We start from the raw sequence: 14937 nt of genomic DNA, 5'->3' as shown, positions 1-14937 counted from the left end.
GCTGACAGGTACGCTATGAGCGAGGAGCGGACGTTTACCAACGTTAACCTGCATATACTCAATTTTTGCCACTCTATATGCTGCTACCGGCACGTTTATCAGAAAAAATCGACATGCAATCCGCGCATCTGCTGGAACAAAATGCGTGCACAGAGCAATATTTCTACCTGTCATTTTGCCGGAAATGAAGTTTTCAAGGCCTGTTATTACTTCATCTGGAGAACTTATCCACAGGTACGTTAGATATCCTTAAGGATGTCAGGAAACCGTTCAAAACGCATTTTGCCTGCTGTCACCGGTATATAATAATCCCCCCAAAAATGGGATGACATGAGGTTTGCCTCGTGGTCCGGCCCCACAATAAACAGGTCGTCACCTTCACGCCGGGCTTCAGCACGGCGCGGCAGAATGTGCCGATAAACATTCATCTGCATTTCAGTCAACTCTGCCGCACTACCTTCAAACGGAAAGCGCAGGAACATGCCCGGACTGGATGCATTCTGCCCGCCATGCTCATCTTTATCCTCGCGACAGCCAAAGGTCAGTATCAGTCGGATGTTGCCGGAGGAGCTGTCAGGTTCAAACCGTTCTGCGAACCAGGTGGGTGATTCTCCGCGAAGGAGGCGCGCCGCCTTTTTAAGGCCCTGCTCACGCTGCTCCGTGTGGAAAGCAATAGAGTAGAGGTCGGCGCTTTCACACTGTTAGCTAAAGGTCACATCAGAATGCGAGGGCGCGCTGAGCCATGCTGTTTCCGGTTCCGGCATGGTGCGAGCGGATGATAAGAGGCTGGGCTGCAGGCCGTGAAAATGCCACTCTTTCGTCTGCCTGTAACGCGCCGGGGGCAGACAAAAATATTTTGTAAAGGTCCGGGTGAAAGCTTGCTGATTGGTAAAGCCGAACTGTTCAGCCGCATGGATGACAGGTGCGCCGGTCATTTTCAGCAGGATAGCCGATTCAGACAGTCTGCGTTCGCGAATGTAGGTGGCCAGTTTCATGCCAGTTTCCTGGCGAAACAGTCGCTGGAGATGCCACTTGCTGTAACCGGACTTCTCTGCCACTTCGTCGAGGATGATTTTTTTATCAAGATTCTCTTCAATCCAGACAATGAGATCGTGGGTAAAACTTTTCATTTGTATTGGCCCCGGAGCATCATAAAATTACATATCTATTGTTGAATGCCTGAGACAGGAAAGCCGATGGGTATTATTCATCGAAACGTTTTACGTAAAGCCTTAAAGGCCCTGACACACGTTAAGTCACGTGTGTCAGGGCAGCGAACCTGCTGCAAAAAATCTTTATATCAGTAAGGCGGGTAAAAGCGTGCTCGTGAAGAAAATGTCAGCATCTCAAGAGCCTTGATTCTTTTTTATTGGGGGTTCTTTGCTGAAGCAATCAGCGCACTTTTATTTTCAGTCAAGTATTCCCGCACCGTTTTCGCTGGCCTGCCGAGAATATAAGGAAGATCGTTTTGCACCATCGACATATAGGACATCCTGCCATCAAGCATCTGGGTAACGAAATCAATGTTTGCACTGGCATACCAGCTGTCAGCACCTTGAGAAATAAGTGAATCGATCAGCTGACGGAAGCCTTCCAGTCCTTTGTCTTCGCACCTGATTTCAAGCCCGGTCACCTCACTCATCAGCACGGCTATTTCTTCACCGTTCAAACTTTCCACGCTCAGCCAGTAATGCTGTCCGGCATGACGCGCAGGCCCATCGAAGAGCACTTTTGCAGCGACGGCGGCAATGTCCTCGGGCGCGATATAGCCGACTCTCCGATCGCCCCAGTAAGTTGTGTAGGTGAAATTTTTGGGGATGTAAAGGCCGGTGAATACATTCATAAACATATTTGGATGGAGATGCGTCCAGGCAATGCCACTCGCCTCAATATATTTTTCAATCATCTGGTGCCATACAAAGTGGGCATCCGTGGTATCCCATTCAGCGAACACACCCACATGAACGATATGGCTCACACCTGACTTCTTGGCTGCATCCACCAGGGTTTTACTCTGCGTGAGCATGGCAACGCTGTAGCCGGTTAAGAGGAAGACGCGATCAACGCCCGCCATCGCGAGCGCGAAGGTCTCCGGTTTATCGAGATCGAGATAAACGCCATCTTTTCCTTCCCTGCGCAGCTGGTTTACCGTGTCTTGCTTGCGTGAAGCGATGCGCAGATGAACATCTTTGTCGTCAAGTTCTTTGACGATATGGCTACCGATAGTTCCGGTAGCGCCCAGAACAAGGACAACGGGCTTCTGATGTATTGTCATGAGTACAATACCTTATTCAGTTGGTTGATAGAGCGTCAGAGCAACGCCACGTTTCAGGAAAGGAGATGTCTGAATCCCCCACAACGGGCTGCATACTTTGCCCGCTACGTCAGCTACATAAAGAGCGCGCGCGTCAGACGCACGGCGTAGTCCGCGTCGGGGTTGGTAGTGCTGTCGCCAACCCGTTCCATGATCGCCTCGATCGCGAGGTCGCGGCGTTTCGGCAGGCGGCCCCGCTCGGCTGCGGCCAGGGCATCGGGCACCTCATCGCGCGCCAGATCCGTACAGTAAACTGGTGCGCCGGGCTGCTGGCGCCATGATTCGCTGAGCGGTCCCGAATAAACCGCGTCGAGCCCGGTCTCGTCGACCAGTCTCATCGCCACATCACGTTCCCGCTCGCCGTTGGCTGCAACGGGAATGGCGATCCGCCCGGTCGATCCTGCAGGGACACCCTTCTGTGCGAAGGAGGCGGAGGTGATGGCGTTCCACGCTTTGGCAATGGGACGACCCAGCTGCCCTGCAACCCACTCACTCTCGGTTTGTCCGGCTTCGATGTCAGCGATTTCGCCGTCACGTTTGGGATAGTAGTTCGATGTGTCGATGACAACGGTGCTGGCAGGCACGCTCGCGAACAGCGGAGCGATCTTCGTAATGGCGCTGAGCGGCGTCGACAGGATTACCACGTCGACCCCCGTCACTGCTTCAGTGGACGTAACGGCCTGAGCGCCGTAGGTCAGGATGTCGCCTTCGATCGTGTCAGGGCCGCGCGAATTGGCAACCTTTACGTCATGACCAGCAGCGCTGAGTTTCATAACCAGCGTTATGCCAATGTTACCTGTGCCCAGTATGCCAATCTTCATGATGTCATCCTCGTAATGAGCAATTGCCGTTTGGGGGCGGGCAAAATGATGCCGCCCTGGTGTTTCAGTCGTGGAAAGTCACGCTGGTGTCCACCGGTACGCGATCCATACGGATCCGGTTGCCGGGTGCCGCTTCGTCCGGGTAGCCGAAAGAGATGCCAAAGAGCAATTTCAACTCATCGGGAATGCCGAGGAATTCACGGATTGTCCCGGCAAAAAAACCAAGCGCAGTTTGGGGAATACCACCGAGACCGCGCGCCGCGAGCGACAGCAGGAAGGTTTGGCCATACATACCTATGTCACCTGCAACACGGACATTGTCACCAAATGAGGGCATAAACAGGAACGCGACCTGGGGAGCATTAAAGAACGAGTAGTTCATCGCGCCCACGCGACGCCGCCCCTCCTTGTCCTCGCGCATCACGTTCATGGCTTCATAATAGGCCTTGCCCAGCGCGTCGTTACGCTTACGATATTCGCCGTAGTAGTCGTTCTGGTCGAAAGAGAAGTCCGGCGTGAATTCTCCGGCGTCGTTTTTGGCGTGCAGGATTTGAGATAGCTGCTTAAGCTTTTCGCCGCGGACAATGTGAGTATTCCAGGGCTGCGTATTGCAGTTGGACGGCGCGCACTGGGCATCCTCCAGCACCTCGCGGATAAGGCTTAACGGCACGGGCTTGTCGAGAAAGCCACGGATAGAGTGACGCGCGTGGGCTGCCTCGCTAAATGGCAGTGTCTCATCTGATGATGTTTCGGTTCGGAGATGGACTGGAGTCATAGTCATAAAGGTTTCCTTTGTATGAGAGTTAGTGGTGATTACCACTTCGCACAAACATCTCTTGCTTACTAGACCATAGCGCACTAGATAAAATGGTGCAAAAAGGGCATGTACAGTCTCTTTAATCCTGTCGTGGTCTACTGAGATCGCGCAAGGTGTCGCGAAGCTCGATCATTCCCGCTTCGTCCAGTTTACAGGCGCTCTTGATCTTCTGACTAACGCTCAGGATTTCTTCCCGGATGCTCTCGACGCGAGGGGTCAGATCGACCAGCACACGTCGTTCATCGTTTGGGTCACGAGTACGAGTAACAAATCCTGCACTTTCAAGGCGTTTGACAAGAGGCGTGATCGTCCCCGTGTCCATGTCGAGACAGGCACCAAGCGTGCCCACAGATAAGGGCGATCCGTTCAGCAGTCTGAGCATCACCAGGTATTGCGGGAACGTCAGGCCTAACGGCTCCAGGAAGGGCTTGTGCATCCTGGCCATACGGTTAGCCGCTCCATAGAGAGCAAAAGAGAGCTCCATACCAACGCTGCGGGATTGTGTCATCATTAATTCGCCTGATATCTTCTAGTGCACTAGATTAAACCAGCTTGAAATAATTTCAAGTGTTGTAGTCGGCTGTGTGGGTAATAAAGCGTCAACCGTGCTGCGAATTATAAGCTTTGATTGCCTTTCTGGATGAGCGGGTGAAAGAAGCCAGGACTGCTCAGCAATTAACGTAACATGAAAGTTGCAACGTCCGCTTTTGGTACAAAGCGGATGGAATCAGATAAACGTCCGCTATGAGCGAGGAGCGGACATTCGCCCCTCTGTCGTATGTCCTTAAAGAGCGCACACCAGATATAAAAGAATTGCGTTAGTGTACCTTCCTATTTTGACGGGATGTTGCATATGTCATCACTACCGCCCCCAGTAGTAACAAACCACTTAAACCAAATGCACTTCTCCATCCCAGACTGTCGAATGCCAGACCTCCAGCCGTTGAACCAAGCGCAATCGATAGCTGGATCACCGCAACCATGAGGCCACCACCCCTCTCTGCATCTTCGGGTAACGCTCGTGCTATCCATGTCCACCATCCTGTTGGCGCAGCCGTCGCAAGTAGCCCCCACAGGCTTAATAATACGGCAACGGCCCAGATGTGGTGTCCGACCAGCAGTAACGCACCAGTAATCGCGGCCATAAGCAACGGGATCATGATTAAGGTCTTGTAAAATTTGGCGTTCAGGAATGTTGAGACGATCGTTGTGCCGACAAAACCTGCTATGCCTATTGCAAGCAAAATCAGAGAAAGGTTAGAAGGTCCCACTCTGGTGACGCTCTCCAGAAAGGGGCGCACGTAGGTAAACAAAGCAAACTGTCCCATAAAGAAGAGCCCGCAGGCAAGCATTCCCGTTGGTACGATGGCAACGCTGAACAGACGAAGCACAGACCCCTGTGGTTTTTGTGTTTTATCGCTTTCCATCGAAGGCAGGCTGAACCATTGCCAGATGAACGCAGCTATCGCAAGAGGGACGAGACATAAAAAGGCCCCACGCCAACCGACCGTTGTCCCCAGATAACTACCAAGCGGCGCAGCCACAACGGTGGCCAGCGCGTTACCGCCGTTAAAAATTGCCAGTGCGCGGGGAACCTGGTGCTGTGGCACGAGCCGAATGGCGGTTGCAGCCGACATTGACCAGAACCCTCCGATGACGACGCCAATCAGAGCCCTCCCCAGCATATAAATCGGATAGTCAGGCGCCATGGTGATAACTAACCCTGATATGGCCATTAAGACCGTTAGCCCAAGCAGAAGATATTTACGATTCAGGTCTCCGGCAATATGGGAGATAGTCAGACTGGTCAGCACTGCCAGTGCGCCAGAAACGGCAATTCCTTGCCCTGCCAACCCTTCGGTAACGTGCAAATCGCGGGCAATGAGCGTAAGCAGGCTGACTGGCATAAACTCAGAAGCGATCAGCACAAACACGCAAAGCGTCATGGCAAATACGCCGCTCCAGTATGCATGCTTTTTTTCGTATGATGGTTTTAGACTTACAGTGGACATTATTAGCATCCCTTAATATCGAACCAGCCAGATTCAGGCGCAGTCGGGTCAGAAGTTATTCAGGGAATAACGACATAATAGGTGGGTGAGAATATGGGGCGATGTGACATATTCTGCGTCACACCAGGCAGGTAAAAGCCACCCGTTTATGACAGGTGGCCTGGTAAACCTTTCGGGTTACCTTAAGTTTGCTTTGAAAAATTGCTCAAATTTGGCAAATGGGATCTTACCCGCAACGTTGTCGTACAGATCAACATGGTTTGCCCCAGGGACAATCACTAACTCTTTCTCTTTGCTGCCGATTGCCTTAAAGGCATCTTCAGCAAAATAGCGTGAATGGGCTTTTTCGCCGGTCACGATGAGTGTAGGGATAGTAACTTCATTGGCGTAACTCAGCAGCGGCATATTCATAAATGACAGCGGCATGGTTGCATTCCAGGCACCGGTTGAGTTGACCGAACGCTCATGGAAACCACGCGGCATGCGGTAATAATCAAAGAACTCTTTCAATACTGGGTTAGGATTCGCGGGCAGAGTTTCCGGCAGAATACGATCGGAAGCGGTGACGTTGCCCTTCTCATCAACATAAATGTCATGCCCGCCTGGCGCGAAAGCGCCATTTTCCGCATCCTTCCAGCGCTGCGTGTTCAGATACTGCAATACGGCACGACGATCGGCAGTGGTATAGCGGTCTTTGCCATCGCCCACGCCATGCCCCATCGCACGGCTCATGTCATACATCACGCTGGTCGCCACCGCCTTGACACGCGTGTCCATCGCGGCGTCGTTTAAGGCCATGCCGCCCCATCCGCAGATACCGAGCAGCCCGATACGGTTGCGATCCACCTCTTTTTGCAGGCCTAAGAAATCAACCGCCGCGCTGAAATCCTCGGTGTTGATATCCGGAGATGCGACGTTGCGCGGGTAGCCGCCGCTTTCGCCCGTGTATGAAGGGTCGAAAGCCAGAGTGACAAATCCCTGTTCAGCCAGCGTCTGCGCATACAGGCCGCTGGATTGCTCTTTCACCGCCCCGAAGGGGCCGCTAACAGCAATAGCTGCCAGCTTGCGATCCCCACGATCCTTCGGGATGTAGAGATCCCCGACTAAGGTGATCCCGTATCGGTTCGGAAAGGTCACCTTACGGTGATCAACTTGCGTGCTCTCAGCAAAAGTTTTATCCCATTTCTCGACCAGCGAAACGGGCGCGTTCGTATTGGCTGTATCAGCGTAACTCATATTTGTGACTCCACTTAATGATGCGCATAACAACAGGGCGGGTATCGCAGTTGTCAATTTTTGGGTGAAAGCAGTCATCAAAATCCCCTTCATAAAACGTGCCAGAAACAGGTTTCCTACGGACAACGCTGCTGTGCTTTGTTGCAATGCGCACATTATAGTTAGCAGAAATAGTACTGATTAGAGGGTAAAAAATGCTAAGATTGATAACATATTGTTCTGAATTGTGATGCGGCAGCAGGGGAAGGATGATGGCGAAACGGGAAAACTATAACGATCTCTATCTGTTTATGCAGGTCGTGCGAGAAGGGAGTTTTACTGCCGCCGCGCAGAGGCTTGGCCTGGCGCAGTCAGGAATTAGTCGTGCAGTGCGCGAGCTGGAAGAACGACTGGGCGTGCAGCTTCTGGTGCGTACCACGCGCAAGTTATCGCTCACCCATGCCGGCGAGTTGCTCTATCGAACCGTCGAATCTGGATTTGACGCTTTAGATATGGGGCTTGCCACGCTGGCCCATTATCGCCATACCCCATCGGGTACGGTCCGTATTAATGCCAGTCAGCACGCCATTGATAAAGTGCTGCTGCCGAAGCTGGCGGTGTTTAAACAACGCTACCCAGATATTCGGCTGGAGCTCATCAGCGAAAGCCGGTTTGTCGATATTATTGCTGAGCGCTTCGATGCCGGTATACGTCTGGGCTCGGAAGTAGGTAGCGGTATGGTCGCTGTGCGCATTTCGCCCGATATGGAGATGGCCGTTGTCGGCACGCCCGAGCACTTTCGTCGCTACGGATTTCCGCAAACTCCCTCCGATTTAGTTATTCATCCCTGCATCGCTTACCAGTTTGGAGACGGCAGCCTGTATGCATGGGAACTCAATCAAGACGGTAAAAAGATAACCCATCAACCTAAGGGACAATGGGCCTTTGCTGACAGCTATATGGAAGCCAAAGCCGCCCGGCTAGGCCTGGGACTGGCTTATGTTCCGGAGGAATTAGTTTCTGATGATATAGAACAGGGGGCGCTGATCAGAGTTTTGCAATGCTACAGTCAGCGCCTGGAAGGTTCATATATCTATTATCCGCACCGCAATGTGTCACCCGCTCTAAGAGCGGTTATCGATACATTGAGAATTTAAGGGATAAAGATGAGGTGGTTCGCAGGCCTGGGTAATAGTTGAAAAACAACGTCCGCTCCTGGCACAGGGCTGCTGTTGCAGCCCTGACAACCTTAGACTTCAATCGATTCATAGATCTCTAACGCATCATCGACTTCGATGCCTAGATAACGGACAGTGCTTTCCAGTTTCTTATGGCCCAACAGAAGTTGGATCACCCGGAGATTCTTGGTTTTCTTGTATATCAGGTAAGGTTTTGTTCTTCTCATGGAATGTGTGCTGTAAAGCGAAGCTTCGAGACCAAGCTTTTCTACCAACCCATGAAAAATTCGGCTGTATTGTCGGGTTGATATATGCCGGTTAGTTCCGATCCGAGACCGAAACAAGAAGTCTTTACTGTGCAAATTGCCAAGCTTTATCAATGCAGCAACAGCTTCTCTTGTCCCTTTGGTTATCTCAAATTGCACAGGGCTACCGGTTTTCTGTTGCAGCACCGTTGCTCTGCTTGAAACCGAGCTACCATATGCAACATCAGATACTTTGAGGTTCACCAGATCGCAGCCTCGTAGCTTACTGTCTAAGGCCATATTGAACAGAGCTAAATCACGCGTTTTACCTTCCAGTTCAAGCCGGATTCGGATCCCCCAGATATGAGATATCTGAAGTGGTCTTTTTTGGCCTATGATACGGTCTTTATTCCACGGTGACGTGTTCATACTCAAATCTCCTGCAATGTGGGAGATTTGAGTATGGTTGTCTCTTATGAGCGAAGAGCAGATGTTTGCATTTTCGCTCATACATCGATAAATGAAATATGGCTTACGGATTACATAAAAAGAGCCCGGTGTAATCGAACAATATAATCTGCAGTCGGATTGGATTGCTTATCGCCCATTCGCTCCTGAATTGCCTGAACAGCAATATCCCGACGCGCAGGCAGCCGTGTTTTTTCCGTTGCGGCGATCGCTGACATCATTTCATCAAATGTGAGGTCAGTACAGTAGCAAGGTGCACCCGGTTGTTGACGCCATGACTCCTCAACTGTACCTGCATCGAAGGCGTCAAACCCCGTATCACTGACAAAACGCATAATCAATTTTTTGTGCTCTACGATATTCCCTGCCACCGGAATTGAAATACGTCCTGCTGTACCCTCTGCTTTACCTTTTGTAGCGAGAGAATCTGAACCTATTGCATTCCAGGCCTTCACCAGTGGACGGTTCAGGAGATGCGCTACCCACGCGCTTTCGACCTGACCATCTGAGAACCCATCGATGATTCCGTCGCGATGTGGGTAATAGTTCGACGTGTCAGCAACGATAACATGACTGGGTAATGTCCGGATCAGAGGCGCGATATCCGCAACCTTTGCCATAGGTATGGACAGGATGACAACCTGTGCATCCTGTACTGCACTGGCTGCATCGGCTGCTTCAGCGCCCGTTTCAAGCACGTCGGGGGCTATCGTTTCAGGCCCACGTGAATTTGCAACCTTAACGGAGTGACCGGCAGAGGCGAGACTGCGAGCAAGCGTTTTACCGATATGGCCGGTTCCCAGAACAGCAATCCGTACTTTTCATAATTAATCATAACATCCCCTTTTTGGCTCAGGCCGTTACTGCACGGTTACGTTTAACGATGGCATCATGAGTGAGTTGTTCGCCTGCAGACATAAACTCCTTGATCAACGCATCTCTGTTTAGTAGAGCGCGAGTTTTATCCGCTGCCTTAAGGGCTGCTTCAAGCTCTCCGGTTTTTAGCTCAGTACAGTAGGCTGGCGTGCCGGGCTGTTGCCGCCATGATTCGCTAAGCGTACCGGCATCAACTGCATCGAAACCGGTCTGACTGACCAGTTCAAGTGCAACAGATTTTGCTACCGTACTGTCGCCGGCAACCGGAATAGCGATACGTGAGGGTGAACCGGCAACCAGCCCTTTATCTTTAAGCGTCTCGGCCAGAACAGCGTTCCAGGCTTTGACAAGAGGGCGTTTGACTATTTCACTGGCGTACACGCTTTCAGGTTTGCCTTCACGGATCTCTTCAATGTCCCCGTCGCGGAAGGGATAGTAGTTAGACGTATCAATGACGATCACGCTCTCCGGAACATCACGCAAGAGTTCAGCCAGTTCAGCATGCTTATCAAAGGGCGTAGAGAGGATGATGACATCCACATCTCGTACGGCTTCCTGACGCTCAACCGCCAGTGCACCAGCTCTTCGCGCAATCTCTGCAATTGTTTCCGGTCCCCTTGAGTTAGCCAGTTTGACCTCATGGCCCTGCACAGAGAGCTTATGTGCCAGAGTCGCACCAATGTTTCCAGCGCCAATAATGCCTATTTTCATACCAGTACCTTTTGTCTGAGTGGAGGATGATCAGTTATCAGCGGGATGGGCAAAGTTATTGAGGGTATCTCGTAACTCCTCGAGCTTCGCATCCGATAACTGACAGGCTGATTTGATTTTTTCGGTTACGTGCCACAGCTCGCTTTGCAAAGCGAGCCCGTCATCCGTAAGAGTAATGAGGACTCGCCTTTCGTCAGCGCGATCCCGCATGCGAACTATGCGTCCGGCAGCCTCAAGCCGTTTGAGAAGGGGGGTAATGGTGCCGGTATCCATGCCGAGCTTATTCCCGATATCACCCACGGTGCGTGGGGTTCCGTTAAACAACTCCAGCATGACCAGATACTGGGGAAAGGTTAGCCCCAGCGGGTCCAGCAACGGCTTATGTAACCGGTTCATGCGGCTCGCCGCACCATAGAGGGCAAACGAAAGTTGTGTCCCTATTTCCTGTCGTGACTGCATGCTCATATGCCAATCCGTTATCTTGTAGATGATTATATAGTGCACTAGATAAAACCATATAACAAACTTTTAATCAGTTAAAGAGTGATGAATGAGTAATTCGTGCGGTATGACAATGACAACAAAGCAGGCTGAGAAGTCTCTAGACTGACGGGTACTATCGTTCCAGGCTATTCAAACAGGTCCGCTTCTGGCACAAAGCGGACGCGCATGTCAGGTCCGCTATGAGCGAGGAACGGACATTGAGTGCAAAAGAACAGCAACACGCGATAATGGGGCTGGCTTTATCTTGTTTTGTGAGCCTGACATTACCGGGCATTACGACATTTCATGTATAAGAAATATTTCCCCAGAGCACGGTACGCATGAAAAATTCTATGTTCAGATTTTCCCCGACATTTTTACTCTTTTTGCTTGCCTCTTCAGCCACCGCACAAAATATCTCCCCCGAAATTACGACGCAATTTGGTAAGGTCAAAGGCGAAGACCATCACAATACGCTGTCATGGACCGGTATTCCTTATGCGAAAGCCCCGGTCGGAGAACTGCGCTGGAAAAAACCGGTTTCTCCGGACGCATCAAACACCGTCTTCGATGCGACCCGGCCCGCCGCCGACTGTATCCAGGTATCCCCTAACGGAGTCAAAGGTAATGAGGATTGCCTGAATCTCAATATCTATCGCCCAACTGGGACCAGCACCCCGCTTCCGGTGCTGGTTTATATACACGGCGGCAATAATCAGCTGGGCAGTTCCAGTGAGTTTGCTCCGGCGTTTATCGCTGAAAAATACAATGCTGTGATTGTTACCGTAAATTATCGTCTGGGCGCACTCGGCTTTAATCCATTAAAAGCCCTTAACGATGGCAACCCGCTGAATGATTCCGGAAACTACAGCTTACTCGACATCAAAAAATCACTGGAGTGGATCAAAGATAATATTCAGGCTTTTGGTGGTGACACAAATAATATTACCGTCTCCGGATTTTCGGCTGGCGGCAGAGACGTGATGGCGATGCTTATATCACCCTATTTTAAAAATACCTTCGACAAAGCCATTGTTTTCAGTGGCGGCATGACCACCTCTGACAGACATGAAGCGGAAAGCGTGTTCGCGCAAAGACTAGCACCTCTGGTAGTCAAACATGGCATTAAACCAGATGCCGGAGCGGCGAAAATCTGGCTCCTGTCAGGCTCGCCAGAGGTCCGTCATTTTCTCTATCAGCTCCCCGCCGCAGAACTGGCAATGCTGTTTGGCGATGCGGGGATTCGCATGAATCAATTTCCCCATCTCTACCGCGATGGTGTGGTGATCCCGAAGGATGGCTTTGAGACCAAAAAATATAATGCCGTCCCAGCCATTATGGCCACAGGGCAACAGGAGTTTTCTTTCTTCGCCCGTAACGACCCTATGTTTGCCACACAGGTGAAAGACGGTACGCTTGAAAACAACACCACCCTGCTGAATAAATACACCTTTGCAAATCACTATGGCGGGCTGCTATACAGCCTGTTTAATGTTAATCAGTCTGCTGAGGTGATGTATAAAAATTATCACGCGCCGCTGTATGGCATGGAGTTCCGCTATGGCACGGATGCGTTTGTTACTGGTGACAAATTATCCGCCATTGGTTCTTTCCACGGCGTGTTTATGCCTTTTTGGGATAAAGATAAGTATGCTGAATTTACGCAGGATGCGCTGAAGCTAAAAGGCTCCAGGGCACTAGGAGAATCTTTTAATACCTACATTAAAAACTTCCTGGCAACAGGGTCACCAAACGATCAGACCCTTCCGGAATGGAAGAAATGGACTCCGGAAAATGCAGCTGCGGGGGAATCACTTCTGATGATGGATGCCAACAGGCAGAAAGCCATCATCTACATGAGCAACAAGACCTATAGTTATAAAGATATTCTCACCCGCATTGAGCAGGACAACTCCTTGTCAGCTGTAGACAAAAACTTTGTTATCAAAAACGTGCTGAACAATCGCTGGTTCAGCGCACCGCTTGATCAACACTTTAGCCACTAATCCGATGCCTCCTGCTATTGCAGGAGGCAAATTTTTACTCAGCGAGCGAACTGTAGATTATTTTGCGTACTTTGCTGTTATTAGCTCCTGTTAATGTGCCACCGTATAGCTTTGCCGCAACCTTCATTCCAGGGCTTCCAGCATCACCCCTTCGGTTTGCGACACATTACGCTGAATGTAAATCGTGCTCTGTGCTCAGATGACGCCATATCGATTTAAATGCCAGAGCCCGAAAGCTGATTGATGTGATTTCTCTTTTTCTCGCTGGCTCTGGTCATAAAATCTGGCTCAGTATGCTGAGTTAACCGCCTTTGCAGTCTTTTTCCCGAATGTCTGCCGAACGAACTTCACACACTGCCAACTTGTTCAATTAAACCTATCAACCTGACTGCACCAGCCTGGCATTAAACTGAAGACAACGCTGACAACGGTAAGTGCGTAGTCCGCTATGAGCGAAAAGCGGTCATGAACCCTGAAGAATATGCAAAATTTGAGGAATGGCAGGACGACCCTACACAACGACTGTGGAATATGTGGACATACGTGCATGTGCGTGACGTTGCGCAGTCCATTGAGATTGCCATTGAATATGATGCGCGGGGTAAGGATGAATTTTTTATTCCCAGCGACGTAACTTGCATGCGTACACCTACCCAGGAGCTGCTGGAGAGATATTATCCTCATACTGAATGCCGCAAACAATTTGAAGGAAATGAGTCGGTGCTTTCCAGCGAAAAAGCGATGCGCGTGCTGGGCTACAAGCCTCAACATCGCTGGATGGATAAGGCGTAAAGGCATCTGGAAGGCGCTCTTCAGGATAATAATAAGCCTGTGATCAGCGCCTTCACCTTCAGCCGGTTGCAGACAGGTTTTCTGCAATCGCTCCGGCTGAGTATTGCCAGTCTTTAATCAGACTGGAATGTCCTGGTCGTTCAAAAACGTAATCATGTGTTTAGCCAGTTCCTGAGGATTTTCCTCAGGGATCCAGTGCCCGCTGTGTTCTATCACCACATGCTCCCAGTTTTCTGCAACTTCTGCCATCATTCCTGGCATTATTCTGGTGAAGTCACTTCCCTCTCCAGTCGCTGCCAGTAAGGGCATCTGCAGTTTGCCTTGGCTGATGACAGCTCTGTTATCTTCTGCATCCTTTCTAAAGGCGCGATAAAGCTCAAAGCCTGCACGCATTGCGCCGGGCTGGCTGAAAGCCCGGACGTAATGTTCAAAAGCAGCTCTGTCGATTGCCTGATAGTCCCATGCCAGATCGTGAAAAAAACGCTCCAGATAGAAGGCCTCATTTCCACGCGTCAATGCCTCCGGAACATCTCTTGCCTGATGGAAATGGAAGTGCCAGCAACGTGTATCATCCGCATTCGCAGTATCAAAACCAGCCGTACCCGGAATTGGCGCCTCCATAAGAACCAGCTTTTTAACACGCTCCGGGAAAAAAGCCCCCATAGCAAATGCAACCATCATGCCAATATCATGGCCTGCAACGTATACTGGCCCTGATATTTGTTGCTCGTTCAGTATGCTGACCATATCAGACGCCAGTGTCTTTTTATCGTAGCCACAGACGGGGCGGGATGAACGTCCTGCTCCACGCATGTCAGGAATTATCAGTTTAAACCCTGCCTCTGTCAGGGGTTGAATCATACGGCGCCAGGCCAGCGAGGTCTGGGGATAGCCGTGGATCAGGAGCAAGATTTTTTCCCCGTGACCTTCAGTTGAGTAACCGATTTTTACATTCTGTTCTGTCTCAAGTGAGAACACATCAGGCATTGTCAGATCTCC

At 50.7% G+C, this 14937-nt stretch carries 16 protein-coding genes; 3 read left to right on the top strand and 13 right to left on the bottom strand.

Going from position 1 to position 14937, the window contains the following annotated elements:
* Window positions 1-239: 239 nt before the first annotated feature.
* From NIM72_RS01450 to NIM72_RS01415, 8 genes are all read right to left on the bottom strand, one after another.
* Window positions 240-482 (bottom strand): hypothetical protein, encoded by a 243-nt coding sequence (locus NIM72_RS01450; RefSeq protein ID WP_253418068.1) that lies wholly within the window; start codon window positions 480-482, stop codon window positions 240-242.
* A gap of 219 nt (window positions 483-701) precedes the next feature.
* Entirely contained in the window at window positions 702-1130 is a 429-nt protein-coding gene (locus NIM72_RS01445; RefSeq protein WP_253418066.1) for a helix-turn-helix domain-containing protein, read from the bottom strand.
* A 236-nt stretch (window positions 1131-1366) separates the two neighbouring features.
* On the bottom strand, window positions 1367-2275 hold the full coding sequence (locus NIM72_RS01440; RefSeq protein ID WP_253418063.1) for an NmrA family NAD(P)-binding protein: 909 nt from the start codon (window positions 2273-2275) through the stop codon (window positions 1367-1369).
* Window positions 2276-2388: 113 nt separating this feature from the next.
* A complete protein-coding gene (locus NIM72_RS01435; RefSeq protein ID WP_253418061.1) occupies window positions 2389-3135 on the bottom strand; it encodes an NADPH-dependent F420 reductase in 747 nt (248 codons plus the stop codon).
* A gap of 64 nt (window positions 3136-3199) precedes the next feature.
* Window positions 3200-3916, bottom strand: coding sequence for a nitroreductase (locus NIM72_RS01430; RefSeq protein WP_253418059.1), 717 nt, complete (start codon window positions 3914-3916; stop codon window positions 3200-3202).
* Window positions 3917-4031: 115 nt separating this feature from the next.
* Window positions 4032-4463 (bottom strand): MarR family winged helix-turn-helix transcriptional regulator, encoded by a 432-nt coding sequence (locus NIM72_RS01425; RefSeq protein ID WP_161736038.1) that lies wholly within the window; start codon window positions 4461-4463, stop codon window positions 4032-4034.
* Between the two features lie 307 nt (window positions 4464-4770).
* Window positions 4771-5964 carry an MFS transporter gene (locus NIM72_RS01420; RefSeq protein WP_253418057.1) on the bottom strand — a complete coding sequence of 398 codons (1194 nt, stop codon included), beginning with the start codon at window positions 5962-5964 and terminating at the stop codon, window positions 4771-4773.
* Between the two features lie 177 nt (window positions 5965-6141).
* Window positions 6142-7278, bottom strand: a complete 1137-nt coding sequence (locus NIM72_RS01415) for an alpha/beta hydrolase (protein WP_253418056.1) — start codon at window positions 7276-7278, stop codon at window positions 6142-6144.
* A 173-nt stretch (window positions 7279-7451) separates the two neighbouring features.
* On the opposite strand from NIM72_RS01415, the gene NIM72_RS01410 reads away from it, so the two are divergent.
* Window positions 7452-8336, top strand: a complete 885-nt coding sequence (locus NIM72_RS01410) for a LysR family transcriptional regulator (protein WP_253418349.1) — start codon at window positions 7452-7454, stop codon at window positions 8334-8336.
* A 92-nt stretch (window positions 8337-8428) separates the two neighbouring features.
* Here NIM72_RS01410 and NIM72_RS01405 read toward each other — a convergent pair whose 3' ends face one another.
* The 4 genes from NIM72_RS01405 to NIM72_RS01390 all read right to left on the bottom strand — a co-directional run bounded on the left by NIM72_RS01405 (window position 8429) and on the right by NIM72_RS01390 (window position 11122).
* Window positions 8429-9031: a site-specific integrase gene (locus tag NIM72_RS01405; RefSeq protein WP_253418054.1), complete on the bottom strand. Its 603-nt coding sequence runs from the start codon at window positions 9029-9031 to the stop codon at window positions 8429-8431.
* A 110-nt stretch (window positions 9032-9141) separates the two neighbouring features.
* Window positions 9142-9873 carry an NADPH-dependent F420 reductase gene (locus NIM72_RS01400; RefSeq protein ID WP_256497375.1) on the bottom strand — a complete coding sequence of 244 codons (732 nt, stop codon included), beginning with the start codon at window positions 9871-9873 and terminating at the stop codon, window positions 9142-9144.
* A 49-nt stretch (window positions 9874-9922) separates the two neighbouring features.
* Window positions 9923-10657, bottom strand: a complete 735-nt coding sequence (locus NIM72_RS01395; RefSeq protein ID WP_253418045.1) for an NAD(P)-binding domain-containing protein — start codon at window positions 10655-10657, stop codon at window positions 9923-9925.
* A 30-nt stretch (window positions 10658-10687) separates the two neighbouring features.
* The gene (locus NIM72_RS01390; RefSeq protein WP_174592426.1) at window positions 10688-11122 is read right to left on the bottom strand and encodes a MarR family winged helix-turn-helix transcriptional regulator; all 435 of its coding nucleotides are present in this window, start codon (window positions 11120-11122) and stop codon (window positions 10688-10690) included.
* 359 nt (window positions 11123-11481) lie between these two features.
* On the opposite strand from NIM72_RS01390, the gene NIM72_RS01385 reads away from it, so the two are divergent.
* Window positions 11482-13146, top strand: a complete 1665-nt coding sequence (locus NIM72_RS01385) for a carboxylesterase family protein (protein ID WP_253418043.1) — start codon at window positions 11482-11484, stop codon at window positions 13144-13146.
* Between the two features lie 465 nt (window positions 13147-13611).
* A complete protein-coding gene (locus NIM72_RS01375) occupies window positions 13612-13938 on the top strand; it encodes a hypothetical protein (RefSeq protein ID WP_253418041.1) in 327 nt (108 codons plus the stop codon).
* 117 nt (window positions 13939-14055) lie between these two features.
* On the opposite strand, the gene NIM72_RS01370 is transcribed toward NIM72_RS01375, so the two are convergent.
* Complete coding sequence (locus NIM72_RS01370) at window positions 14056-14925, bottom strand: alpha/beta fold hydrolase (protein ID WP_222925761.1); 870 nt, start codon at window positions 14923-14925, stop codon at window positions 14056-14058.
* Window positions 14926-14937: the final 12 nt, after the last annotated feature.

It is taken from the genome of Pantoea sp. B550 (assembly GCF_024158165.1).
GTDB lineage: Bacteria > Pseudomonadota > Gammaproteobacteria > Enterobacterales > Enterobacteriaceae > Pantoea > Pantoea alfalfae.
Note: the sequence above shows the minus strand (reverse complement) of the source record. Positions and strands in the feature narration are given on the sequence as shown.